General features: G+C 59.5%; 23 protein-coding genes. 6 read left to right on the top strand and 17 right to left on the bottom strand.

The window, feature by feature from the left end:
• Window positions 1-182: 182 nt before the first annotated feature.
• The 12 genes from CRO62_RS21205 to CRO62_RS21150 form a co-directional block, all read right to left on the bottom strand.
• Complete coding sequence (locus CRO62_RS21205) at window positions 183-668, bottom strand: F0F1 ATP synthase subunit B (RefSeq protein WP_003511699.1); 486 nt, start codon at window positions 666-668, stop codon at window positions 183-185.
• A 1-nt stretch (window position 669) separates the two neighbouring features.
• Window positions 670-1,311 (bottom strand): F0F1 ATP synthase subunit B, encoded by a 642-nt coding sequence (locus tag CRO62_RS21200; RefSeq protein ID WP_003511698.1) that lies wholly within the window; start codon window positions 1,309-1,311, stop codon window positions 670-672.
• A gap of 81 nt (window positions 1,312-1,392) precedes the next feature.
• Window positions 1,393-1,620: a F0F1 ATP synthase subunit C gene (locus CRO62_RS21195; RefSeq protein ID WP_003494147.1), complete on the bottom strand. Its 228-nt coding sequence runs from the start codon at window positions 1,618-1,620 to the stop codon at window positions 1,393-1,395.
• Window positions 1,621-1,693: 73 nt separating this feature from the next.
• The gene (locus CRO62_RS21190; RefSeq protein ID WP_003511697.1) at window positions 1,694-2,443 is read right to left on the bottom strand and encodes a F0F1 ATP synthase subunit A; all 750 of its coding nucleotides are present in this window, start codon (window positions 2,441-2,443) and stop codon (window positions 1,694-1,696) included.
• Between the two features lie 60 nt (window positions 2,444-2,503).
• On the bottom strand, window positions 2,504-2,869 hold the full coding sequence (locus CRO62_RS21185) for an AtpZ/AtpI family protein (RefSeq protein WP_003511695.1): 366 nt from the start codon (window positions 2,867-2,869) through the stop codon (window positions 2,504-2,506).
• A gap of 270 nt (window positions 2,870-3,139) precedes the next feature.
• A complete protein-coding gene (locus tag CRO62_RS21180; protein ID WP_179784589.1) occupies window positions 3,140-4,291 on the bottom strand; it encodes a cell wall hydrolase in 1,152 nt (383 codons plus the stop codon).
• A gap of 147 nt (window positions 4,292-4,438) precedes the next feature.
• Window positions 4,439-6,358: a potassium transporter Kup gene (locus CRO62_RS21175; RefSeq protein ID WP_097101677.1), complete on the bottom strand. Its 1,920-nt coding sequence runs from the start codon at window positions 6,356-6,358 to the stop codon at window positions 4,439-4,441.
• 15 nt (window positions 6,359-6,373) lie between these two features.
• Window positions 6,374-7,351, bottom strand: coding sequence for a magnesium/cobalt transporter CorA (gene corA, locus CRO62_RS21170; RefSeq protein WP_174001449.1), 978 nt, complete (start codon window positions 7,349-7,351; stop codon window positions 6,374-6,376).
• 338 nt (window positions 7,352-7,689) lie between these two features.
• Window positions 7,690-8,841: an Mrp/NBP35 family ATP-binding protein gene (locus tag CRO62_RS21165; protein WP_065702785.1), complete on the bottom strand. Its 1,152-nt coding sequence runs from the start codon at window positions 8,839-8,841 to the stop codon at window positions 7,690-7,692.
• A gap of 127 nt (window positions 8,842-8,968) precedes the next feature.
• Window positions 8,969-10,192 (bottom strand): CmpA/NrtA family ABC transporter substrate-binding protein, encoded by a 1,224-nt coding sequence (locus CRO62_RS21160; protein ID WP_097101672.1) that lies wholly within the window; start codon window positions 10,190-10,192, stop codon window positions 8,969-8,971.
• 78 nt (window positions 10,193-10,270) lie between these two features.
• A complete protein-coding gene (locus CRO62_RS21155) occupies window positions 10,271-11,011 on the bottom strand; it encodes a helix-turn-helix transcriptional regulator (RefSeq protein WP_025592618.1) in 741 nt (246 codons plus the stop codon).
• Window positions 11,012-11,219: 208 nt separating this feature from the next.
• Window positions 11,220-12,059, bottom strand: a complete 840-nt coding sequence (locus CRO62_RS21150; RefSeq protein WP_097101670.1) for an IclR family transcriptional regulator — start codon at window positions 12,057-12,059, stop codon at window positions 11,220-11,222.
• 112 nt (window positions 12,060-12,171) lie between these two features.
• Here CRO62_RS21150 and CRO62_RS21145 point away from each other — a divergent pair, with 112 nt between their 5' ends.
• From CRO62_RS21145 to CRO62_RS21130, 4 genes are all read left to right on the top strand, one after another.
• Window positions 12,172-12,942: an SDR family NAD(P)-dependent oxidoreductase gene (locus CRO62_RS21145; protein ID WP_097101667.1), complete on the top strand. Its 771-nt coding sequence runs from the start codon at window positions 12,172-12,174 to the stop codon at window positions 12,940-12,942.
• A complete protein-coding gene (locus CRO62_RS21140) occupies window positions 12,942-13,856 on the top strand; it encodes a 2-dehydro-3-deoxygalactonokinase (RefSeq protein WP_013635571.1) in 915 nt (304 codons plus the stop codon). The genes CRO62_RS21145 and CRO62_RS21140 overlap by 1 nt, the downstream gene beginning before the upstream one ends.
• Window positions 13,857-13,933: 77 nt before the next feature.
• On the top strand, window positions 13,934-14,563 hold the full coding sequence (locus tag CRO62_RS21135; protein WP_097103182.1) for a 2-dehydro-3-deoxy-6-phosphogalactonate aldolase: 630 nt from the start codon (window positions 13,934-13,936) through the stop codon (window positions 14,561-14,563).
• A 4-nt stretch (window positions 14,564-14,567) separates the two neighbouring features.
• On the top strand, window positions 14,568-15,455 hold the full coding sequence (locus CRO62_RS21130; RefSeq protein WP_097101665.1) for an SMP-30/gluconolactonase/LRE family protein: 888 nt from the start codon (window positions 14,568-14,570) through the stop codon (window positions 15,453-15,455).
• A 94-nt stretch (window positions 15,456-15,549) separates the two neighbouring features.
• On the opposite strand, the gene CRO62_RS21125 is transcribed toward CRO62_RS21130, so the two are convergent.
• Together CRO62_RS21125 and CRO62_RS21120 are read right to left on the bottom strand one after the other, a co-directional pair.
• Window positions 15,550-16,902, bottom strand: a complete 1,353-nt coding sequence (locus CRO62_RS21125; protein ID WP_003519050.1) for a putative bifunctional diguanylate cyclase/phosphodiesterase — start codon at window positions 16,900-16,902, stop codon at window positions 15,550-15,552.
• Window positions 16,903-17,044: 142 nt separating this feature from the next.
• Window positions 17,045-18,664: a response regulator gene (locus CRO62_RS21120; RefSeq protein ID WP_179784656.1), complete on the bottom strand. Its 1,620-nt coding sequence runs from the start codon at window positions 18,662-18,664 to the stop codon at window positions 17,045-17,047.
• Between the two features lie 406 nt (window positions 18,665-19,070).
• On the opposite strand from CRO62_RS21120, the gene mutL reads away from it, so the two are divergent.
• Window positions 19,071-20,891, top strand: a complete 1,821-nt coding sequence (gene mutL / locus CRO62_RS21115; RefSeq protein ID WP_097101660.1) for a DNA mismatch repair endonuclease MutL — start codon at window positions 19,071-19,073, stop codon at window positions 20,889-20,891.
• 149 nt (window positions 20,892-21,040) lie between these two features.
• Window positions 21,041-21,262, top strand: coding sequence for a DUF2093 domain-containing protein (locus tag CRO62_RS21110; protein ID WP_003519053.1), 222 nt, complete (start codon window positions 21,041-21,043; stop codon window positions 21,260-21,262).
• Between the two features lie 144 nt (window positions 21,263-21,406).
• On the opposite strand, the gene lpxK is transcribed toward CRO62_RS21110, so the two are convergent.
• The 3 genes from lpxK to waaA form a co-directional block, all read right to left on the bottom strand.
• Window positions 21,407-22,453, bottom strand: a complete 1,047-nt coding sequence (gene lpxK / locus CRO62_RS21105; protein WP_097101658.1) for a tetraacyldisaccharide 4'-kinase — start codon at window positions 22,451-22,453, stop codon at window positions 21,407-21,409.
• Between the two features lie 164 nt (window positions 22,454-22,617).
• Window positions 22,618-23,355 carry an HAD family hydrolase gene (locus CRO62_RS21100; protein ID WP_097101655.1) on the bottom strand — a complete coding sequence of 246 codons (738 nt, stop codon included), beginning with the start codon at window positions 23,353-23,355 and terminating at the stop codon, window positions 22,618-22,620.
• Window positions 23,349-24,671: a lipid IV(A) 3-deoxy-D-manno-octulosonic acid transferase gene (gene waaA / locus CRO62_RS21095; RefSeq protein ID WP_097101653.1), complete on the bottom strand. Its 1,323-nt coding sequence runs from the start codon at window positions 24,669-24,671 to the stop codon at window positions 23,349-23,351. The genes CRO62_RS21100 and waaA overlap by 7 nt, the downstream gene beginning before the upstream one ends.
• Between the last annotated feature and the right edge of the window lie 183 nt (window positions 24,672-24,854).

Below are 24,854 nucleotides of genomic sequence, written 5' to 3'. Positions count from 1 at the left end.
GCATCCAGTCTTCAAAGCCGATGCTTTTTCTCCAAAGGCCGACAGACATCGATATCGACACGCTGCAAGCCGGTACCACAGTGTGCATCCGCGAGCTTGCCAACACCGCCCCCGGCTGAGGCATAAAACAAAAAACCCCTCGCGGCGTGAGCCGGAGGGGTTTTGGATAGTCCGAGATGAACTTAGTTCAGCTTCGACTTCACTTCGCCAATGGTGTTGGCGAAAAGTTTGGCCTTTGCGGCAGCGGTGGTCTTTTCGGCAATGAGCTTCTCGGAAGCTGCAATGGCGATATCCACGGCGGCAGCACGAACGGCGCCGATGGCGTCTTCTTCGGCCTGCTTGATCTTCTGTTCCGACAGGGCCGTGCGGCGGACGACGAATTCTTCCGTCTTCTGCTTGGCTTCGGCAGTCAGGGCGGCCGCTTCGCGTTCGGCAGCGGCAACGATGCCGGCTGCTTCAGCTTCGGCTTCCTTGCGCTTGCGCTGGTATTCGGCCAGCAGGTGCTGTGCCTCTTCACGCAGACGCTTGGCTTCTGCCAGCTCGTCCTGAATGTTCTGTGCGCGCTCGTCCAGAGACTTGGAGAGCATGCCCGGAACCTTGAGATAGGCGATCAGGACGAAGAAAAGGACAAGACCGACAAGAGCGAAAAATGATGCATCAAACGCCATATCAGGCTCCCTTCACAGTCGAAGCGGCTGCAATGGCGGCCTTGACGTCGGCATCCTTGACCTTGGCGCCAACCAGCTGGTCGACGATTGCGGTCGCGGTTTCCTCGGCAATGGCGCCGACATCCGCGAATGCCTGATCCCTGATACCCGCAATGCGCTTTTCGGCGGCGGCAAGCTTCTCGGCAAGTCCGGCTTCGATAGCGACGCGGTCGGCATCGGCTTTCGCCTTGGCGGCGTCACGTGCCGCGGAGCCTATCGAGCTTGCCTTGGCGCGGGCTGCCGCGAGTTCTTTTTCATAGGTTTCGACGGCTGCGTCGGCTTCGCTTTTCAGCCGTGCCGCTTCATCGAGATCCTGTGCAATGCGCCCATGACGGTTTTCGAGAATGCCGCCGACGCGAGGAACGATGACCTTCTGCATGAGCAGGTAGAAAAGGCCGAACGTGATCGCCAGCCACAGGACCTGCGATGCATAAGTAGACTGGTCGAACGGCGGGAAAACGCCGGAAGCACCGTGTTCGGCGCCGTGCGCTACACCGGTTTCCGTGTGCGTGGCTTCCGGTTGCGGCTGGCCGACAGCCGGAGTTTCCGTATGCGTTTCACCTACGGTCGGTGCTGACTGGGCATAAGCCTCGGTCACGAACATGCTCACCTCCAGGGGGACTGCAAATGCGAAGGATCACGGCACGCAATTTGCGCGAGCCGTGATCCAGACCTGATGCCGATATTAGACAGCGAACAGGAGAAGGAGAGCTACGAGCAGCGAGAAGATGCCCAGAGCTTCCGTAACGGCGAAGCCGAATACCAGACGGCCGAACTGGCTGTCGGCAGCAGAGGGGTTGCGCAGTGCGCCGGAGAGGTAATCACCGAAGATACGGCCGAGTGCGAGGGACGTACCAGCCATGCCGAGGCATGCGAGACCTGCGCCGATGTACTTTGCTGCTTCCGCTTCCATGTGAGACTCCTTGAGATATTGGTTGTTGCGGCTATCTTTTGGCGCCCGTTGCCGGGGCCAGCGACTTTACTTCTCAGTGACCACCATGCACGGCGTCGTTCAGGTACATGCAAGTCAGTACCGCGAACACATAAGCCTGCAGGAAGGCAACGAGAAATTCGAGAGCGGTCATTGCGACCGTCATGATGAGAGGCAGGACTGCACCGCCGATACCGAGCGCGCCGAGCGCACCCATGGAGGCGACGAAGCCTGCGAAAACCTTGAGCGTGATGTGGCCAGCCAGCATGTTCGCGAAGAGACGAACGGAAAGGCTGATCGGACGCGACAGGAACGAAATCATTTCAATTGACGCGACAAGCGGCAATAGCGCCTTCGGCACGCCAGAAGGTGCGAAGATGCCGAAGAAATGCAGACCGTGCTTGTAGAAACCGTAAACGACGACCGTGCCGATGACGAGGCAGGCAAGCGCGAAGGTGACGATGATCTGGCTGGTGACCGTGAAGAAATACGGGAACATGCCGAGAAGGTTCGCAGTCAGCACGAACATGAACAGCGAGAATACGAATGGGAAAAACACCATGCCCTTTTTGCCGGCGCCTTCGCGCAGCATGGAGGCGATGAATTCATAGGACATTTCGGCAACGGACTGCATGCGGGTCGGGATCAGACCACGGCTCGACGTTGCGAAATAAAGGAAACCGGAAGCGGCGGCCACGGTCGCGACCATGAAAAGCGACGCATTGGTGAAGGAAAAATCGACGCCGCCAATTTCGATCGGAATGATCGGCTGCACCAAGAACTGATGGGTCGGATCGTTTGCCACCGGCTGCCCTCTTTACCTGTCGCCGCTCATGGCGGCATCTCAACTGCAAGAAAAAACAGCTTAAACGCCGTCTTTTCCACCCTCGTCTCGTTTGTCGGCTCTCTCAAGCAGCGGCGGCTTTGCCACCGCGCCCGTGGAGCGCAACACATTCAATACGCCTGCGCAGAAACCGAGAAGAAGAAGAACGATCATCCCCCACGGCGTCGTGCCGACAAAATAGTCCAGAAGATAACCCAGCATAGCGCCGACCACGATGGCCGAAATGAACTCCGATGAGAGCTTCACCGCCATCGCAAAGCCTTTCCGGCTTTCCGCGGCATTGGTCTCCGCCCTCACTTCCGCCTCATCCTCCGCCTTCACCTTTGCCAACTCTTCGGCAAGGCGCTTACGACGCTCGTCCAGACTATCGTCACGGTTGCCAGTCATCTTAAAATCCCACCCATTTTCTCCGTTCCAGCCATGCCAGAACCCTTTGGAGTTGTAAACGGTGACGGATTAAGCCTGTTCCAGCCCGCTCTGAAGTCGCGCGCAACATAGTTTTAGGGGCTTCGCTAGTCAAGGCACTGGCGAAGCTTGTTTTTTGACAAATTAAATGTTTAGAAACAAAGGCTTAACGCCAAATCGCCGTTTGTCGACGATGTTTCCCCCGGGAATCGGCATTTTTGACACGCAAATTGCGACAAATTGGCGGTGGTATCAGCTCCAGCCGCCACCATAGGTTCGATAAAAGACGTGCAAGCCAATCCTGCCGACCTTCTTCATGGATTTTCCCCAGGCGGGACGAACATAGACGGCATGATAGTGAGTCGCCGAGCCCACTTCCGTCAGCCAGATTTTGCCGGCGGTGGTTGCCATGGCCACTTCGCGCGCCATTTTCCAGTGACGTTCGGAATTCACCCGGTCCTTAATATTGTCGCAGGCGAAGGAGAACTGGCAGCGGTTGCGCCAGTCCTTGTTCTGATAGACCACACCGCAGATGGTTTTCGGATAAGAGGGGTTGCGCACGCGGTTAAGGATCACCTGTGCCACCGCCGCCTGTCCCTTGACCGATTCACCCCGTGCCTCGAAATAGATGCCGGATGCGAGGCATTGCTGTTCGGCTGCGGAAAACACGGCAGCGGGCAGCGGCGTTGCCGCCCATGCGTGATCGTCCGCGCCGATCAACGGCACGAAGCGGCCGGCCTCCGGCTTTTTCAGAATGGCGTCGAACGGCGATTCACGGGCGAAATCCGGTTCGGCCGGCGCGTAAGCCGTGGCGAGAATGTCAGGAGTCCTGTTGGTGACGAGTTCCGCCAGCATCGGAGAGACGCTTTTGTCCGCCCTCTTTTCTTCACGGCGGAAATAGAAGGAGGCAAGTTTGACGTCGCTGTCGCGTTTCGGTTTCACAAAAGCCGTGCGGTCTTTGCGCTTCAGCGGCTCTATATCCAGCATGCTGGTGCGTTCCAGCACGGAACCGGCGGTGAAGGCCTTTGGCGGCTGCATGATTTCGGTTGCGACAATGCGACCCTTCTTGGCGGCACGGTTGACGCGCTCGCTGTCGGGTGTCGTCTCGTCACCCTTCTTGTTGGTGACGAAAGCCACTTTGCGGCCATCGGGCAGGGTCATGCCGCTGCCATGCAACGCCGCCTCCCCCTCCGCATCGTTAAAGGTGAGCGAGGCATTGTGGACAGAGCCTGCCGGAGACGCGGTCAGCACCATGCGCCATTGCTCGCCGCCATTGTCCAGCCCCGCCAGCAGGGAGGCCAAATCCGCGCGTGCGGCGATGGAAGGAAAGACGAGCCAGGCAGCAAGGCCGAAGACAACGGGTGAGGTCCATGCCTGAAGGGACGTAAAGGACCGACGACGCATTACTCTTTTCGAACGCAAAACCAGCACTCCGAACACCAAGGAACCATATTTGTTACAGGTGTTCGAGAATCTCTTATTAACCTTGATGCTTGGTTAACGCCGCGCGTGGGCGCGGCTTCACGTTAATGTGTAACCACCTTCTAATAATCAGACGACGACGTGAGACCCGAGTTCCACCACGCGGTTGGCCGGAAGGCGGAAGTAATCCGAGGGATCGGCGGCCGTTTCGGCAAGCGCGATGAACAGTCGGTTCTGCCAGCCCGGCATGCCCGATTTCGGATCCGGCACCAGCTTGCGGCGACCGAGATAAAACGAGGTGGACATGATGTCGAACTTGTAACCCGTGCGCCTGAGGTAACCGAGCGCCTGGGTGACGTTCTGCGTTTCCATGAAGCCGAAATGCAGTTCGACTACGGCAAAACGATCGCTCAGCTTCGTCAGTGTGTAACGATTTTCGGGACGGACGCGCGGCTGGTCTTCCGTGCGGATCGTCAAAATCACGTTCTTGTCGTGCAGGACGTGGTTGTGCTTAAGATTGTGCAGCAATGCAGCGGGTGCGGCATCCGGATCGCCAGTCAGGAAAATCGCTGTGCCGGGCACGCGCACCGGCGCATGGGCGCTTTCCTTTTCCACCGAAGTCACGAAAGCCTTCAGCGGCACATCGCTGCGGCGGGTTTTGGCGAAGAGGATTTTCGAGCCGCGCTGCCAGGTGGTCATGATGATGGTGAAAGCGATTGCCAGCAACACCGGCACATAGCCGCCATCATGTATCTTGAGCAGGTTTGCACCGAGGAAAATCAGTTCCAGCAGCAGAAGCGGCGCCAGCACGCCAATCGCCAGCCAGATGGACCATTGCCAGCGTTTACGCACGAATTCGAAGAACATCATGCTGGTGACGACCATCGCGCCGGTAACGGAAATGCCGTAGGCGGTGGCCAGTGCATCCGAACTCTTGAAGGTGAGCACCAGTGCGACGACGCCGAACAGCAGGATGGTGTTGACGGCGGGAAGATAGATCTGCCCGGTATTGGTCTCCGAAGTGAAGAGGATTTCCATGCGCGGCAGATAGCCGAGATGGATCGCCTGACGCACGAGCGAGAACGCACCTGTTATGACCGCCTGGCTGGCGATGATGGTGGCGGCGGTAGCCAGAATGACGGCCGGCAGGATCGCCCATTGCGGGAACATCAGGTAAAACGGGTTGGACATCGCCGCCGGGTCCTTGAGAACCAGCGCGCCCTGGCCGAGATAATTCAGCGTCAGCGCCGGGAAAACCAGACAGAACCATGCCCACTGGATGGGACGGCGGCCGAAATGGCCAAGATCGGCATAAAGCGCTTCAGCACCGGTGATCGTCAGGAAAACCGCGCCCAGCACGACGATGCCGTAAAAGCCTTCATTGGCGAGAAACTCGACCGCATGCCAGGGGTTGAAGGCAAAGAGAATGCCGAAATCATCGGCGATGTGAATGAGGCCGGCCACACCCATGACCAGAAACCAGACAGCGGTGATCGGTCCGAAGAATTTCGCCACCGTTCCTGTACCGTGCGATTGGATCGCGAAGAGGCCGATGAGAATGCAGACGGAGATGGGAATAATAAAGTCGTCCATGGCCGGAGTGACGAGCTTCAGACCCTCCACCGCCGAAAGCACTGATAGCGCCGGCGTGATCATGGCATCGCCCAGGAACAAGGCTGCGCCGATGAGGCCGAGCACGATGAGAACGCTGCGGTGAGTGCCCGCCGTCTTCATCAACAGCGCCAGAAGCGAGAGCGTGCCGCCCTCGCCGTCATTGTCGGCGCGCAGCAGGAGCGTGATGTATTTGAACGTCACGATGATCGTCAGAGACCAGATCATCAGGGATGTCAGGCCGATGACTTCTTCTCTCGTCACGCCATCATAGGCGATCGGCTTTAGCGCTTCGCGGAAGGCATAGAGCGGGCTGGTGCCGATATCGCCGTAGACGACGCCGATAGAACCAAGGATCGCGGCATAAAGCCCCTTGTTCTGATGCTTGTCATCCGAATCCGGCTTCTCGGTAACGTCCTTGTCTGCGATTTGAGACATGATGATCCTGGCTCCTTAGAGCCAGCCCTTCCAACGGAAAAAGAGAAACGGGATGATTGCCGACATCAGCATGACGACGAGCGCGAGTGGATAGCCAAACGTCCAGTTCAACTCCGGCATGAGCTGAAAGTTCATTCCATAGATCGAGGCTACCAAAGTGGGCGGCAGGAACACGACCGACGCGATCGAGAATATCTTGATGATGCCGTTCTGCTCGATGTTGATGATGCCGAGAGACGCGTCCAGCAGGAATGTCAGATTACCGGAAACGAAGGAGGCATGTTCGCTCAACGACTGGATATCCCGACCGATCGATTTGCTCTGTTCCCTCGCTTCCTTGTCCTGCTGGACCTGCGCACTTGTGGACAGGAAAGTCTGCAGGCGTGCAAGGGAAGCAAGGCTGTCGCGAACCTTGGAGATCAGCCGATGATAGGCGGCAATGTTCGTCAGTCGGTCTTCTAGATAACGCGGCGCCTTGCGCTTGCTGCGCGCCTGGCTGCCGAGAAGATCGGCGGCGAGATTGTCGATGCCTGCCACCGAGTTTTCGAGAATTTCCGCCGTGCGATCGACGATGGTTTCCAGCAGTTTCAGCAACAGCGCGGTGCCGCTGCGCATCTCGTGCGGCACGCGGGTGATGGCGGCGGTGAAGAGGTGGAATGATTTCGGCTCGGCATAACGGATCGTCACAAGGCGCTTGCCGGCAAGAATGAAGGCGACATCGGTCAGGCGCGGACCGTCGGAATCTGCCTTCCAAACCAGAGAGGCGGTCATGAAGACGTTGCCATCTTCCATGTAAAGGCGGCTGGAAGGTTCGATATCCTTCAAATCCTCGCGGGTGGGCAGCTCAAGACCCAGCAGTTTTTCAACATACTGCTCTTCCGTCCTCGTCGGATTGATAAGGTCGATCCAGACGATGTCGTCGGGAATCTGTTCACGGCCGTCGTCTGGCGACAGGCTGATCGCCTCGCAGTTGGCGCGATAGGCTTTTATCAATCCGTTTCTCCGGTCCGCATCGCTGGCTTCAGCCGCAATGCTGCTTAACATATCCTGTTCAAGGTCGGCAAACCTTTGGACGACACTTCAGGGAACACCGGAACGAGCGGGATTTTCACATCCCGCCGGACTGACGGACCAAGAACCAAACGGCGCAGGGCTATGCTCCCAAAGCGAGACCCAATCAAGCAATATTTTCTCGCGACAGCATTGCAGGCGATGCATCTCTGGCGTTCAAATGCATCGGCCTTTCCCGAAGCCACCAGTTAACATATTGTTTTTAAAATATATCCAGGCAGGACAACCGCCCGGCCTTTTTTTCTTCCGCAACCGGTACGTTATTCGAAAACGATTTTCGGCGCGGCTTTTCTTTCGCCAGCACCGATGCGGGCCCAGACTTTTTCCGCAATATCGCGGTAGATGGCGGCCTGCGGACCATCCGGCTCGGCGGCAACCACCGGCGTTCCGGCATCAGACATTTCACGGATGGAAATGGTGAGCGGCACTTCGCCGAGGAACGGCACGCCAATCCGCTCAGCCTCTGCCTTTGCACCGCCATGGCCGAAAATATCGTAACGCGCGCCGGTATCCGGTGCGATGAAGTAGCTCATATTTTCGACGACGCCGAGCAGCGGCACTTCCACCTTGCGGAACATGGTGATGCCCTTGCGCGCGTCGATCAGCGCCAGATCCTGCGGCGTGGAGACGATGACGGCGCCGGCGAGCGGCACCTGCTGGGCGATGGTGAGTTGCGCGTCGCCGGTGCCAGGCGGCATGTCGAGCACCAGCACATCGAGTTCACCCCAGGCGACTTCACGCAACATCTGCATCAATGCGGACTGAACCATCGGCCCGCGCCAGATCATCGCCGCTTCCTCATCCACCAGAAATCCCATGGACATGACCTTCAGTCCGTAATTTTCCATGGGAATGATGATGCGGTCTTCCTGCTGCTGCGGGCGTCCTGAAATCTTCAGCAGTCGTGGCAGCGAGGGGCCGTAAATGTCGGCGTCGAGCATGCCGACCTTGAGGCCGAGCGCCTGTAGGCCCAGCGCCAGATTGACGGCGGTCGTGGACTTGCCGACCCCGCCCTTGCCCGAGGCAACGGCGATGATCGCGCCGACGCCGGGAACACCGACCTTCGACGAGCCGGGCTGCGCGGGCGGTCGGCCGGTTGCAGCCGCAGGGCGCGCGGGTGCCGGTGCCGGGCGCGCAGGTGCGGGTTGTTGTGTGCCGGGTTTGCGATCCGCCGTCAGCGCGACGACGGCACCGGCGATACCCGGAACGCCCTTGGCGGCCTGTTCAGCCGAAAGCCTCAACGGCTCCATGTCGGCTGCCCTGTCGGCCGGGACGGTAATGGAGAAATAGGCTTTCGCGTCGGCGATGAAGATTTCCGAGACCATGCCAAGCGCCACGATGCTTTTGCCGCTGCCGGGATAGATGACTGCCTCCAAAGCCTTTTCGACCTGGTGCTTGCTGACCTCTGCCATATGTTTACTCCGCTACTTCATCCCGCCGGACATGGGCTGCATTCCGCGCCATCCATAGACAAACGCGGCCCGTTCGCCAATGCCAAACCGCAAACAGCGGATCATCGCGACGGTTTATTCGCAGACTTCAGATTTCGTCGTCCATATCAAGCGTTTCCGGATCGAAAACCCGACCATCGAAAAAACAGTCGGGGCCGAGGACAAGACCCGAGCGTGACGCCCCGACATGGACCGGCTCGCGCAACGTGCCTTCCAGCTTCAGGTTCGCGCCCGGCACCGGCACGAAAAGCGGCTTCATCGCCTTGCGGAAGATATCCGGCCGATAGGCATTGCGCGCGGCCTCCACCACGGCTGCATCGAACCGGCGATCGGGAGGAACCTCGCCCCAGCGCAACATCTGGCTGAAAAACCACAGGGCCTGGCTTTGCCAGGGGAAATTGGCGGCCTTGGCGCTTGTTACGAAAAACTCCTGAAAACGCTGCATGTCCCTTTGCGAAGTGGAAATATAGCCCGTGAGCGCCGGAAGCAGGAATTCGCCGTTCTCGTCAATATAATGGGGGGCGGCAAGAATGCCGGTAAGTTCCTCGATATTGGCGGAGTTGGCGCACCATTCGCCGGCGCGATAAAGCGCACGCAGCAAGCCTTCCAGCACAGTGGCGTTCTCTTCCGCCCAGGGCCGCTTCACGGCCAGTATCTTTTCAGGCGCATTGTGCCAGATCAGCGCTCCCGTGGTGACGATCCGCCCGCTGCCACCCAGCACCACAGCGCTGCCCGCCGGTTCGGCGGTACAGAGCGCATCGACCTTGCCGCTTTCCAAAAGCGCCGGCATAGCCTTCGGCAGGGCTTCAACGATTTCCATGTCGCGGCCGAGCAGCACGCCGCAGCTTCCGAGCAGATAACGCAACGCATAAAACGGCGTGGACACTATATCCTCGATCGCAAAGACCGGCGGTTTTTCACCCGCCGCCCGGCGCGCGGAACAGACACGAGCCATCGCCCGCCCGAACGCCGCCGGGTCTGGCAGCTTCATGCCCTCCCGGTAAAGCTCGTCGAAAAATCCGTGCGAAACGGTCGTTGCCGATCCGCCAAGGGAAAGAGTGAAGACGCCGACAATATCGGTCGGCAGGTCATCGAGGCCAACCGCGGAACCGACGGGAACCGGGGCGGGCAAATGGGCGATCTGAACCTCGTCCTCGCCAAGTGCTGCAAGCACGGCGCGCGCGGATTGTTTTCGGATGAGTTCCAGTTCTACGCCTTCGTCGGCAGCAAAGCCTTTTTCGGCAGCGGCTATCAGTACGGCGCAATCGACAGTCGGAGAAAACCCCGCTTTTATCCTATGCCGTTCCGGCAAACGATTTCTCCTTCCCGGTGATTCGAAAGAAGGATCGCCCAGGAACCCATTTATCACAATGATAAATTTGCGGTTTCGCTATTTAATCAGACCGACCCGGAGCGCCTTTGCGACGGCTTGGGTGCGGTTTACCGTATCGAGTTTTTTCGTCGCACGGTTCAGGTAGTGATTGATGGTATGTTCCGACAGCATCATGATTTCAGCGATCTCGGCGCTGGTCTTGCCGGCGGCCGTCCAGTTCAGACAATCTATTTCGCGCTCGTTCAATGTCTCTGGAACCCGCAGATCAAGGCGGCGGATTTCAGATAGCCGGGCAAAGATGTGGCTGGAAATGTAAAAAAGTTCCGCTAGCTGGCTGGTGGGCAAAGTCGTTTTATTGCCGGAAAAGGACACCGCTCCCCGCATCGTGGTGATGTCGTGAACGGGAAACCACACCGAATTGATCATATCGAACCGCTCAAAAAGACCGATGACCGGTTTTTTTGGCGCGTTTTCATCGCCGCTGACCAGAAAATCCAGGGAGACGGAAAAGGGTGTGGTCGATTTCTTCAACTGCGCCATCACCCGGCTTCTCTGCAGCATGCCCTCTTCGTCATAACGCTGCAAAAGCTCGGCCGGCCAGCTGGTGATGATGGTGCATTGCGACAATTCGCTCGCCATTTCGGCCGACAGGTCCAGCACCATGAAGGCTTTGAATCCCCAGGCTTCCGTCAGCCGTTTCAAAAACCGGAATATATCGAATTGCGTGTTCAGACCGGCGATCTCGCGAACGCAATCAACACCAATCGACTGAACGGCGGCCGTCTCTGTTTTCTGCATGAAGCGGTTCTTCAAAAAAGAGAAAATACCGCCGCAAAGGCCTGCCTTCGTGCGGAAATTGCGCGGATGTTACTCGCCAAAATGATTCATGCAAACAAAAGTTGAAACTTAATTCCGAATAATCGAAAATAAGATTTAACTTACACGCATCGGCGCGCGATCTGCCGTTTTTGAAGCGGAAACCAACAGCTTCACGCTTCCATTTTTCTCAACCATTCGCAACCGGAGATAATCTGCAGGCAAGTTCCGCCGAAATTTGATCGGCCGTTTCGCGCACCAGAGGACCCCATTTCCGCAGTTGCTCCACATCCACGCGATAGGCTGGGCCGGTGACGGAAATCGCCGCGAGAAAATTGCGCCCCGGCGCCCTTACCGGCGCGGCAACGCAGTGAATGCCGATCTCATGTTCCTGAAGGTCGAAACCGTAGCCATTGCTGCGAATGGCGGCCACATCCTGCGCCAGCATTTGCGGGGTTACGATCGTATTTTGCGTGAAGCGATGGAAGTCCAGCTCTGCGGCAAGTGCAGCGAGATCGTCAGGGGAAAGCATTGACAGCGCGGCCTTGCCCACCCCTGTGCAATAGGCGGGTGATGTCTTGCCCACCTGCGAATGCATGCGCAAAGTATGCCTGCCCTCCATCTTGTCCAGATAGGTGACTTGCCCGCCGTTCAGAACGGCAAGATGCACGGATTCCTGCGTCGCCTCCTGCAATGCCGCCAGATGCGGCGCGGCAACGCTGCGCAGATCATTGCCGCTCCAGGCCTTGGCAGCCAATTGCAGCAGCCTCAGACCCACGACATAGGTCTGGTCGGCGACATGATCGACCAGACCTTCGGCCACGAGATGGGTGAGCTGGCGGTGCACCGTGCCGCGCGGCTGGCCGCAAGCCTCGACAACGTCGGTGAAGCGCATCGGTTTTTCGGCAAGGGCGATAAGCTCCAGAAGCGAGACGGCCTTACCGAGTGTGCCGGTTACGCTTTCCTTTTTTCGCTCCAAGGCAGGAACCACCTCATACTCGCTGTCATTTGGGTTTTTGTGATCGGGCATGCAACATCCACCGTCATCTGTCTTGACATAAGCCTGCGGCCAAGAGAATAATTCCACTTAGTAAAATCTAGTTCCAAATAATGGAACAATCAATCCCCTACTGGACGAGACGATGTCGATGATGCAAGCCCATTTCCCTGACCTCAAGGACGCGGGCGTGCTCGTCACCGGCGGCGGCTCCGGCATCGGGGCATCGCTGGTGGAGGCCTTTGCGGCGCAGGGCGCAAGGGTCGCGTTCATCGACATCGCCGAAGAGCCGAGTGTGGCGCTCGTTGCGCGGCTTGCGCAGAGCGCACGCCATCAGGTCCATTTCTTCAAGACCGACCTGCGCGACATTGCGGCGACCCGGCAGAGCGTGGAGGCGGCGGCAGTTGCGACCAGCGGCATCAAGGTGCTCGTCAACAATGCCGCATGGGACGACCGCCACGACATCGATACCGTCACAGAAGCCTATTGGGATGCCAATCAGGCCGTCAATCTCAAGCAGATGTTCTTCACGGTTCAGGCCGCCTTGCCGCATCTGCGGCAGGCGCAGGACGCATCCATCATCAATTTCTCCTCGATTTCGTTTCTGCTGAACATGGGCGAGCTTCCTTCTTATGCGGCAGCCAAGGCCGGCATCATCGGTCTGACGAAAAGCCTGGCCGGACGGTTGGGGCCGGAAAATATCCGCGTCAACACGCTGCTGCCGGGCATGATCGTGACGGAACGGCAGAAAGAATTGTGGCTGACGGACGACGACGTCACCTCGACCACGGCACGGCAATGTCTCAAGCGCACGCTTGTCGCCGCCGATCTGGTGGGTCCGTGCCTGTTTCTCGCATCATCGGCATCGAGCGCGATCACCGCGCAATCCATAATCGTAGACGGAGGCCTGTTATAATGTCTGAACCCGCTTTTATCGCCGTCGACTGGGGCACGACCAGTTTCCGGCTCTGGCTGCTCAGCCGGTCCGGCGCGGTGCTGGCTGAGCGCAGAAGTGCTGAAGGCATGACGACGGCCATGCGGACCGGCTTTACAGAGGTGCTGCAATCGCATCTCGATGCCATCGGCGCACCGGAAAAACTGCCCGTTCTCATCTGCGGCATGGCAGGTGCGCGGCAGGGCTGGGTGGAGGCCGGTTATATCGACGTGCCTGCATCGCTTTCAGCGGTTCTTGATGGTGCGGTGCGCGTGCCGGGTCAGGAGCGGGATGTCCGCATTCTGCCGGGGTTGGCGCAGCGGGACAAAAACGCACCTGATGTGATGCGTGGCGAAGAAACGCAATTGCTCGGTGCACTCAGCTCCGCGGGTGGCGGCAGGAAGCTGGTCTGCATGCCCGGCACCCATTCCAAATGGGTAACGGTGGATGGCAGCGACGTGACGGGCTTTGCCACCTTCATGACCGGTGAGCTGTTTGAGGTCATCTCGAAACAGACCATCCTTTCCCATGCGGTGGCGGAAGCCGAAGCCTTTACCGGCGAGCACGAGGTATTCAGGGCGGCCGTGCGTGACATCTATGCCAATCCGCAGCTCGCCACCAACCGTCTGTTCACCCTGCGCTCCGGACAATTGCTGCACGGCCTCACCGCGACAGACGCCAAGGCCAAGCTTTCCGGCATCATGATCGGACTGGAAATCGCCGGTGCGCATTCCTCCGTACGGCGGGACACGCCGGTGGTGCTGATTGGCTCCGGCGCGCTCGGTGCGCTTTACGAGGGTGCATTCGCAGCCCTTGAGATTCAATATACTGTCATCGACGCAGACGAGGCCGTTCGGCGCGGGTTGTTAGCCGCCGCAAATGCCATCTGGTCATAGATTATTCAGTGGAGCGGAATTCCAGGCGAGAACCGCTCACGCTTTTCGCCATCCCGCTCAAGGACGAAAGACCCACCATGCGTATTCCCTTCCCCGCCATAAAATATCCGCTGATCGCCATCCTGCGCGGCCTTAAACCCGAGGAAACCGAAGGCGTCGTCGGCGCGCTGATCGAGACCGGCTTCCGCGCCATCGAAATCCCGCTCAATTCGCCCGATCCGTTCCGCTCGATCGAGATCGCCGCAAAGATGGCGCCCGCCGATTGCCTGATCGGCGCCGGCACCGTGCTCAGCACGGAAGACGTGGATGCGCTGGACGCCGCCGGTGGCAAGCTGATGGTCAGCCCCAACGCCGATGCCGACGTCATCACCGCCGCGCGCGTCAAGGGCATGGTGACGATGCCGGGTGTTCTGACCCCCACCGAGGCTTTGGTTGCCGCAAAAGCCGGAGCAACCGGGCTGAAATTCTTTCCCGCCAGCATCATCGGCCCGGCCGGCATCAATGCGATCCGGACGATCCTGCCGAAGGATCTGGTCATTGCCGCCGTCGGTGGCGTTTCGGACAAGAATTTCGCCGACTATACCAACGCCGGCATCCTCGCTTTCGGGCTTGGCACCAGTCTCTACAAGCCCGGCATGACGGCTGCGGAGGTGCGCGAGCGCGCCATCGTCACGCTTTCGGCCTATGATGCAGCAATTGGAGGATAAGAGCATGGCGACCGTTTATCCCTTTGCCGGACGTGTTCTTGACGAAACGCCGATGACGCTTGGCGAAGGCCCGACTTTCGACCCGGCGACCGGCACGGCCTGGTGGTTCAATATCATCGGGCGCGAACTGCATGAATTGCATCTCGCTTCCGGCCGCAAAACGGTGCACGCCCTGCCCTTCATGGGCAGCGCACTGGCGAAAATCAGCGACCACAAGCAATTGATCGCCTCCGATGACGGCCTTTTCCTTCGCGATACGGCAACCGGCGTGTTGACGCTGCATGCGGAGCTGGAAAAGGACATGCCCGACAACCGCTCCAATGATGGGCGTATGCATCCCTCGGGCGCGCTGTGGATCGGCACCATGGGCCGCAAGGCGCAAATCGGCGCGGGCAGCATCTACCACGTTGCCAGGGGAACCGTGACCAAGCTGTTTGCCGATATCAGCATTCCAAATTCGATCTGCTTTTCGCCCGATGGCGCGACCGGATATTACGTCGACACCAAGGTCAACGAGCTGATGAGGGTGCCACTCGATGCCGAGACGGGACTTCCCACCGGCAAGGCAGAGGTGTTCATTGACACCGCCGGTATCGACGGTGGCGTAGACGGATCGGTCTGCGATGCGGACGGGCATATCTGGAACGCCCGCTGGGGGATGGGTGCGGTCGATCGTTACGATGCCGACGGCAACCACATCGAACGCTATCTGGTGCCGGCGGGACAGACCACCTGCCCGGCCTTCATCGGCCCCGATGCGTCGCACCTTCTCGTCACATCCGCCCGCGAAAATCTTGACGACGACGCCATTGCCGCCAATCCGCAGCACGGAAAGACATTCGAGCTGGGGATTGAGGTGAAGGGCAGGTTCGAGCCGCTCTACCGGTTGTGAAGCGCGGCGCGTGCCGCCTTCTCATTCCTGTGCTCGTCACAGGGATGAGGCTGGGGAGGTCCCTACAGCCTTATGTCCAAGGCCACTCCATTTCTCAGGGAATATCCGACAGGATCTCGCGATAGTTTTCGTGAAGGTAACGCTGCGTGGCGGCGGCATCGGCGGGGCGGCCGTAAAAATAGCCCTGCCCCATAGCGCAGCCGAGCGCGCGCAGTTTTTCCTCTTCCGCCTGCTCCTCGATACCCTCCGCGACGACCTCGAGATCAAGCCCTTCGCACATGGCGACGATGGCCTTGATGATATGTTCCGAAGGACGGTCGCTGCTGATGCGGGACACGAAGGCGCGGTCGATCTTGACCTTGTCGAAGGTGAAGTCGCGCAGGCGGCCAAGGCTCGACTGGCCGGTGCCGAAATCGTCGAGAGAGATACGAACACCCGCACCCTGCAATTCGCTGATGATGCGCTGCGCGGTATCGGCGGATGTCATGACAGCCGTTTCGGTGATTTCAAGCTCCAGCCGGTGCGGATCAAGGCCGACACGCGACAGGATGGACAGAATATTATCCGCTGTGCCGGGGTCCATCAATTGCGCGGAAGACAGGTTGAAGGACAGGAAAAGCTCTCGCGGCCAGAACAGCGCCGCTTCCGCAGCCTTCCTCAGCAGCGCTTCCGACAGCGCGTCGATGAAACCGCGTTCTTCGGCCAGCGGAACGAAAACGGCGGGCGATACGAAACCGAGATCGGGGTCGTTCCAGCGGGCGAGTGCCTCGAAACCGATGACCTTCGCTTCTTCCAGCCTGACGATGGGCTGGAAATGCACGTCGATCGCATCGGTGATGATGGCGTTACGCAACGCCTGTTCCAGCTGGGTGGCGCGCTTCATTTCCTGCGCAATCTCGCGCGAATAGACCGTTATCTGGCCACGGCCACGGCGCTTGGAGCGGTAAAGCGCAGTCTCGGCGCTTTTCAGCAAATCCTCGAAATCATCGCCGGCGAAGGGGTAGATGGCAAAACCGAAGGAGGAGGAAAGCCGGACGTTGCGGTCGCCGAGATCGTAAGGCGCAGAAAGTACGTCCTTGATCATATTGCCGATGCGCTCTGCGCCGGTGCGTTCGAATACCAGCGGCAGCACGAAGGCGAATTCGTCGCCATCATGGCGCGTCACGGCGGCGCCATCGGGAATGCAAGCCTTCAGCCGATGCGCGACCTGGCACAAAATCTCGTCGCCCGCCTGCACCCCGAAAAGATCGTTGATGGGTTTGAAGCCGTCAATATTCGCAATGCCGACGGTGAAGGGCGCGGGATCGCTGGAACGCTCGCTGGCGAGCATGCGGATCTTGTCCCGCAAACGGTAACGATTGCCAAGCCCCGTCAGCGGATCGCTGTAAGCCATCGCCTGCAGCTCGTTCTGGCTGACGTGCAACGCCTGCGGCTCTGCCCGTTTCATTCCTGCATCTCGTGAATCCCGTGTCGACCGCGATCACAATGCAGGGCAAGTATTAAAAAAGCCATAGAACCGCGCACCGAAAATGCGGCGGCGTTTCCGCAAGGCCAGGGGCTCCAACACAAAAAGCCGAAATGAAGGAGCTTCAGGCTTGCAGCCGCAGGGCATCCTTGCCGAAAAGGCGCAGGAAAACGGCATCGACCATATCGGGACTGACGGGTTTCAGCAGCATGTCTTCCATGCCGGCCGCCAGGCATTTGTCGAGATCGCCCTCGAAAGCGTGGGTGATGACGCCGACGATGGGAATGCGCTCGTCGCCGGCCAGTGCACGCATACGGCGGGCGACCTCGAAACCGTCGATATCGCCAAGCGTGGTGTCGAGCAGGACGACGGACGGCGCCTGTTCCGCAAAAAGACGCAACGCCTCCTCACCCGACGTGGCAAGCCGCCAGGACAGCCCCAACCCCTCGAGGATTTGTGAGAAGACGATCTGGTTGACCCTGTTGTCCTCAACGAGAAGTATCTCGCAGACGCCGCCGGTCTTGAGGATTTTGGGCAGGTCCTCGGTCATGATCTCCCAGTCCTCGTCGTAGGATTTTTCCTTCGGCGACGATTTGAGGCCGACGGCGAGATAATGCAGCAGCGAAGCGTCGATCTCCTCTTCCTCAATGGTGACGACCGGCAGGTCATGCGCAGCCGCGATATCGAGGCATGTGACGCTCATCTGGGCGTCGACGACGACGACATCGATGCCGACGCCTGCGGAGGCGGCGATATCGATGAAACTACGCTGTTCTTCCTCGCTCCTCACCACGGCATGATCCATCCCGCTCGCGGCCAGCCGGTGGCAGGCGGCTTCGGCAAAGCGCCCGTTTCCGGAAACCACCAGCACCGCCTTGCTTTTCAGCAGACCGCCTGCGGCATCGCGATCTTCATCCTTGCCATAGGTGGAGGCGACAAAATCGACATGTTCGAGCGAGGGGATGACGGGCATGCCGTTCGCGTCGATGGTGGCGAGCGCGGTCACGTCCTCCATCGTCGTCACCAGAAAATGCCGGCCAGGCCGACCCACCCGCTGCTTGCGGGTAATCGTCAGCACCTCTTCACCATTCGCGCGCCTTACCCTTTCGGGAAGGATGCTCGGCGTGCCGCTGTCCAGCACCTTGCGATCGGCAGCGTCGATCCGGCCTGCGACCTGGCGCGAATGCAGATCGAAAACCGTGCGGCCGAGAATGCTCTCTGCACTGGTCTCGACCATGGTGCAGGCGGCTTTATTTACGGCGGCATAGGCGAGGTTCCGGTCCTTGACGAGGACCGGAAACGGCAGATTGTCGAGAATGTCTTCGATCAGCTGCACGCGCTCAAGGTCGATGCGCCACTGTTCTTCTCTTTTCTTCTGTTCGGAAATATCGGCAACGACGCTGATGCCCAGCCCGGAAGGCAGGCGGTTCATGACGAAGCGCAGGAAGCGCTCCCCCTTCAGCCGCTCGGTTTTTTCAGACCTTTCCTTCCAGTGCAGCGCCAGCCGCTCGCCAATCCATTCCTCGCGTCCCAGCTGCCGGGCATTGGCGGACAGGCTTTCCGCTTCCAGAAGATAACAATCGTAAAGCGCGCTCAGATAGTCGCGCAGCCGCGCGCCCGGCCCGATAACGGCCTCTTGCAGTGGAAAAAAACTCAAAAGCTTCCGGCTTGCGAAAACGATGTGATCGTTCCGGTCGTAAACGACGATCGCCGCGCCAAGCGCGTCGCAAAGGGCATCAAGCATCACCGTATGAACGCCCGCGCCGGAGGACGCCAAATCACTCAACTGCAAACTCCCACCTGTTTTCAGGGTCAGGCTTATGTTTCTATTGGAATCGTCCGAGGCAAATGCCGGGATGAAACGGTAAATTCCGAAAAAGAGACATCAGGGTTCGCTACTTGAAGCAGTCTTGAGGGGAAGATGACGTTCACCCATATACGACGTCACACCACCCGGCGAAGGGGGGCCTCGTTCCTGCAGTCATTTCAAGCCGCCTCACCATATGCAAGGCCGATTAAAGGCGGATTAACGCTTAACCTGACGTTGACGGAAATGATCAAATGCCGGGCAGGCCGCAAAACATGTGCAAACTTTCACGACTTGAGTTTTTTGCTTTCGAAGCCGTGACGAATCCGCGAAAATGACGATCATGGCCATCAAGCAGCTTTCAGAAACCCTCATCAACCAGATCGCCGCCGGCGAGGTCATCGAAAGACCCTCCAGCGCCACGAAGGAGCTGGTGGAAAACGCCATCGACGCGGGCGCAACGCGCATCGAGATCGCCACGGCGGGCGGCGGCAAGGGACTGGTGCGCATCACCGATAACGGCTCCGGCATGTCGCCTGCCGATCTGGAGCTTGCGGTCCGACGCCATTGCACCTCGAAAATATCCACCACGCTTGACGATATCCGCACGCTCGGCTTTCGCGGTGAGGCTCTGCCCTCCATCGGCTCGGTTGCCAAGCTTTCCATCACCAGCCGGCAACACGGCGCAGAACAGGGTTCGGTGATCTCCGTCACCGGCGGCAAAGTCTCCGAGGTCCGGCCCGCCGCCGCCAATGCCGGCACCATCGTCGAGGTGCGCGACCTGTTTTTCGCGACGCCTGCGCGGCTGAAATTCCTGAAGACGGAGCGGGCGGAGGCAGCCGCCATCACCGAGGTCGTCAAACGGATGGCGATTGCCTTTCCGCATATCCGCTTCGTGCTGTCAGGCACCGACCGCTCCACACTTGAAATCCCCTCCACCGGCGACGATCACCTTGCCCGCATGGCGCAGATTCTCGGTGCCGAGTTCAAGGACAACGCCATCGAAATCGATGCCGGGCGCGAGGATATCACGCTCTCCGGTTTTGCCGGCGTGCCGACCTTCAACCGCGGCAACTCGGCGCATCAATATGTCTTCGTCAACGGTCGCCCGGTGCAGGACAAATTGCTGTTGTCCGCCATTCGCGGTGCCTATGCCGAAACCGTGCCGCACGGACGATATCCGGTCGCGGTGCTGTCCCTGACGCTCGACCCTGCCTTTGTGGACGTGAACGTGCATCCGGCGAAATCAGATGTGCGCTTCCGCGATCCCGGCCTCGTTCGCGGGCTGATCGTCGGTGCTATCCGCCAGGCGCTGACCCGCGACGGCGACAGGGCGGCGACGACTGGTGCCAGCCAGATGATGAACGCCTTTCGCCCCGGCTACAGCCCGTCCAATCTCCGACCGTCTGCCGCTGCGACATGGTCCGCCGCGGCCTCGCCGTCCCGACCGCTTGCCGTTTCCGGGAACATGCAATTTGCCGAGGCCGTGCAATCGCGCTTTTCCGACATCACCATGCCGACCGCGCGGGCGGAACCCCGCGAGGTTTACGAGGCGTCTGCAAGCCCGTCGCTGGAACAGTTACAATATCCGCTCGGCGCCGCGCGGGCGCAGCTGCACCAGAACTACATCGTCGCGCAGACGGAAGACGGCCTCGTCATCGTCGATCAGCATGCGGCGCATGAACGGCTGGTGTTTGAGGAAATGCGCAATGCGCTGCATTCCAGACGCCCGCCTTCACAGGTGCTGCTCATTCCTGAGATCATCGACCTTCCCGAAGAGGATTGCGACCGGCTGATGGACCATGCGGCTGGTTTCGATGCGCTGGGGCTGGTCATCGAGCGTTTCGGACCGGGGGCGGTCGCGGTTCGCGAAACGCCGGCGATGCTTGGCGAGGTCAACGTGCAGGGGCTGGTTCGGCAGCTTGCCGACGAGATCGCCGAATGGGACGCCGCCTCCACGCTTGCCAACAAGCTGGAATATGTTGCCGCCACCATGGCTTGCCACGGCTCGGTGCGTTCAGGGCGGCGCATGCGGCCGGAGGAGATGAACGCGCTTTTACGGCAGATGGAAAACACGCCGGGTTCAGGACAGTGCAATCACGGTCGTCCGACCTATATCGAGCTGAAACTTTCCGATATAGAACGTCTCTTCGGCCGAAGCTGAGCCTTAACCCGGGGGCAGCAGGCAGGGCTGGCCTTGGGCGTAGCTCAGCGATATAAATTCAGGGGACTGGAGCATCCGGATTGTTCAGGAGAACGCTACGCCGTTTCGGGCTGGATGCACTAACAGGACATAGCAGGAGACGAAAACGGATGAACAGATTTGAGGGAGGCGGAAACCGCATCGCCGTCATCGAATATCTCGACGGTGACTTCCGGATCGTGCAGACCGGCTCGCATGTCATATGCGCCATCACCGGCAAGACCATTCCGGTCGACGAGCTGCGCTACTGGAGCGTCGCCCGGCAGGAAGCCTATGTGGATGCCAGCGCCTCACTGGAGGCAGAGCGGAAGGCTGGTAATTTGCCCGCCTGATCAGGCGCGGAAGCACGCCCGAAATGGCCGCGTGTGAGAACGCTTCTTTTCGCGCTGAGGGCTGCTCACCTCTCCAACCTCATCCCTGTGACAAGCACAGGAATGAGGGGGGTAAGTACCCGGCGGCTTGCGTTCCGAGATGCTCTAAATTAACGTCCGCGCATTTTCCCGCAGCAAACGGGCGCGGCAGTTCACCACCGCCGTCTCGATGATCGTCCCAGCCGCATTGGGATCGTCGAACACCATGTCGACTTCGATCACCAGGCTGTTCCACAACAATTCTTCCGCACGGCCATGGTGTCCGTTAAGACGCACGGCGTCCTTGGCAGTCGTCACCAGCTGCAGGTTTTCCTTATCCGCGTCCTGCAGAAGATCGGCGATCTCATCATCGCTGAAATGGTGATGATCAGGAAAGGAGCGCTGCAGCACGATTTCGCCACCAAGCCCCTCGACGGTTCGGAAAAACTTGGCGGGATCGGCGATGCCCGCATAGGCCAGCACGCGCCTTGCCTTGAAATCCTGCGGTTCCTGCGGCTTGATCGCTGCGACGAAAACCGGTTTGGCGGCCTTTGCCGCGGTTCTGACCAGCGGATCGGCTGCATGGCCGTTACCGACCTTCAAGAGTCCGGTCATATGTCGCATCTGTTCGGCAAGCGGCGCCCGGACCGGGCCGCCCGGCACAAGATGACCGTTGCCGATGCCGCGTACCGTATCGATAACGACCAACGCATAATCCAATGTCAGGCGTGCGCTCTGGAAGCCATCATCCATGATGATGAGATCCACACCCTCCTTCACCAGCCGATGTGCGCCTTCCACCCGCTTGCGGGAGATGACCGTCACCGCCTCGCGGGCAAGCAGCAGGGGTTCATCACCGACATCAGCGGAGCGGTGCTGCGCGGGATCGACGAGGGTCGTGACATCAAGTGTGCCGCCATAACCACGGCTCAGGAAGCCGGGTTTCAGGCCCTTTGCGGTGGCGGCTCGGGCGATTGCCATTGCGGTCGGCGTCTTTCCGGCACCACCAACGGTGAAGTTGCCGATGCAGATGACCGGAACGGGAACGCTCGCCCGTTTTGCCGTGCGCATCCGCCGGCCGGCAATATTGCCGTAGAGAAGGGAAAACGGTGATAACAGCCAGGCTTGCCAGCCTGCTTTCTGCCACCAGAAAGGCGGCGCTTCAGAAACCATATATGCCTGCTCCCGGCCGCATCGCCCACGGCATTGCGCTTAAATTCGACAAGTCACATGGGTATTTGCCAGAAAAAACCCTGAATTGCAAAACCCGGTTATACATGCGCAGCTTGTCTCTTCCCATCTTGTGCGACAAGTGGCGCACACTGCGGGGACTTGATCTAAACAACGCGTTCCGGCAGCAGTGTTTCCAGCGCGGTAATGTCATCGAAACAATAATGGGCGTCGGCGCCAAGGCTTTCGCGCGAGCCGGTTCCGGTGAGAACGGCAATCCGCAATCCTGCGCCGGCATTTCTCGCCATATGCAGATCGTGATTATTGTCGCCGACCACTGCCACGCGCGCGGGCGCAAGGCCGATCGCTTCGCAGAAACCGAGAACCATGCCGGGTTGCGGCTTGGTGCCGTAACCGCTGTCATAACCCGCGACGAAATCGACATCGCTTTCGAAACCGAAACGGATCGCCGTCTGGCGGATGGATTTTTCGTTGTCGCTGGAGGCGATGCCGAGCTTGTAGCCGCGTGCCTTGAGCCTTGCGAAAAATGCCTTGAGATCGGTCACCGGCACGGATTTATCCGCTGCCTCGGTGAATAGCCGGTCGAGCCGCGCAGTCAGCTCCACGACATCGCAGGGCGAACCAGCGGCGACGAGACCGGCAGCTATCTCCGCCGTATTGCCGGCTGCCAAAAGACTGTCGGGCACCACATGCCCGGTAACCGGATCCATGCCGCATGCGGCAAGAAGCTGGTCCGCAAGACCGGGATCGCCCTTTGCCGCAATCGCCGCAAGTTCGCGGTTCACCGGACCCCAGCTTGCGTCATAGCCCAACAGCGTGCCGTCCTTGTCGAAAAGGACAGCGGCAATCGATTGGGTCGCATCAATTTCCATATCCGCTACCATGAGCCGATGGCACTCCGCGGTTGCAGCTTGGCGGTGACTGTGAGCGGGTTGATGTAGGGCTCCAGCGCCTTGACGGTGGCGGAAAGCGCGCCGCGCATGTCCTGAATGACCCGGTTGCCAGCATCGATCATCTTGTAGCGTTCATTGTCGTTGACCAGGAGGTAATGCACCGCCTTGGCCAGCATCTCGACATCGCGGACGATGCGCCCGCCGCCGGCGCGGATCAGCTTCTGATAGGCCTCGCGGAAATTCTGTACATGCGCGCCTGACAGTACGGCGCAGCCCAGCATTGCCGGCTCCAGCGGGTTCTGCCCACCCTCAGCCGTCAGCGAACGGCCGACGAAGGCAAGTTCGGTGAGCCTGAGGTAAAGCCCCATTTCGCCAATGGAATCCCCGAGGAAGATATCGGTTTCCGGCGTGATCACGTCGTTGCGGCTTCTGCGCGCCACGGTCAGCCCCATGCCCTTCAGCATGGCTTCCACATCGTCGCCGCGCTCGGGGTGGCGCGGCACGATGATGGTCAATTGACCGTTGCGCGACTTGATCGCCGCGTGGACGGTGGCTGCTGCCTTCTCTTCACCGTCGAAGGTGGAGATCGCCGCCCATGTCTTGCGGGTGCCGATCTGCCTGCGATAGTGCTCGAGCAGAGCGTCGTCGCAGGGCGGCGGATCGGTATCGCCCTTGAGGTTGCCGGATATCACCACCGGCCAGGAGCCGAGATCACGGAAGCGTTCGGCGTCGACATCGGATTGCGCAACCACCAGCGCCAGCTTGGAAAACAGCGATTCAGCAATGTCGTGCCGGTTGTTCCAGCGGTCGAAGGAGCGGTCCGAGAGCCGCGCATTGACCCGGATCTGCGGAATGTGCCGGCGCTCCAGCTCCATCATCGTCACCGGCCAGATTTCCGATTCAGCGGTGATGGCGGCATCCGGTGCCCAATAGGCGAGGAAACGGTTCACCGCGATCTTGATGTCGAGCGGCACATATTGGTGGATCACATCGTCGCCAAGCCGGGTACGGGTCAACTCGGCCGAGGTGACGGTGCCGGTTGTTAAAAGCACGAAGATATCGCGCTTGCGTATTTCGCGGATAAGCGGAATGAGGGCGAGCGTTTCGCCGACACTTGCGGCATGGAACCAGACGAGCGGGCCACGGGGGCGCTCCGCGCTGGCATAACCGAAACGTTCTAGACGGCGGCGCTTGTCTTCCTTACCCTTTGCGGCCCGATAGGAAAGATAAGGCCGTGCAAACGGATAAGCGGCGATACCGGCAATCCTGTAACCGGAAAGAGCGAAACGTGCGATACGGCTGCTCATGACATTCTGCCCTTGATCATTCCGCGCAATGCCCTGCCCCTGTTCTTTGTTGTTATCGCCGCCTACTTCTTCTCAAATTGCGTCATTTTTTATCATCGGAAACAAAAGCGCGATCACGTTTTCTCGCAACCGAATTTCCTGCCTGCCATTCCGGGCAGGAATCACGGGAAAACTCGCCTTCAC

Source organism: Rhizobium sp. AN6A (assembly GCF_900215635.1).
GTDB classification, from domain to species: Bacteria; Pseudomonadota; Alphaproteobacteria; order Rhizobiales; family Rhizobiaceae; genus Agrobacterium; species Agrobacterium tumefaciens.
The sequence above is the reverse complement of the archived record's forward strand: the minus strand, read 5'-3'. Positions and strand labels throughout refer to the sequence as shown.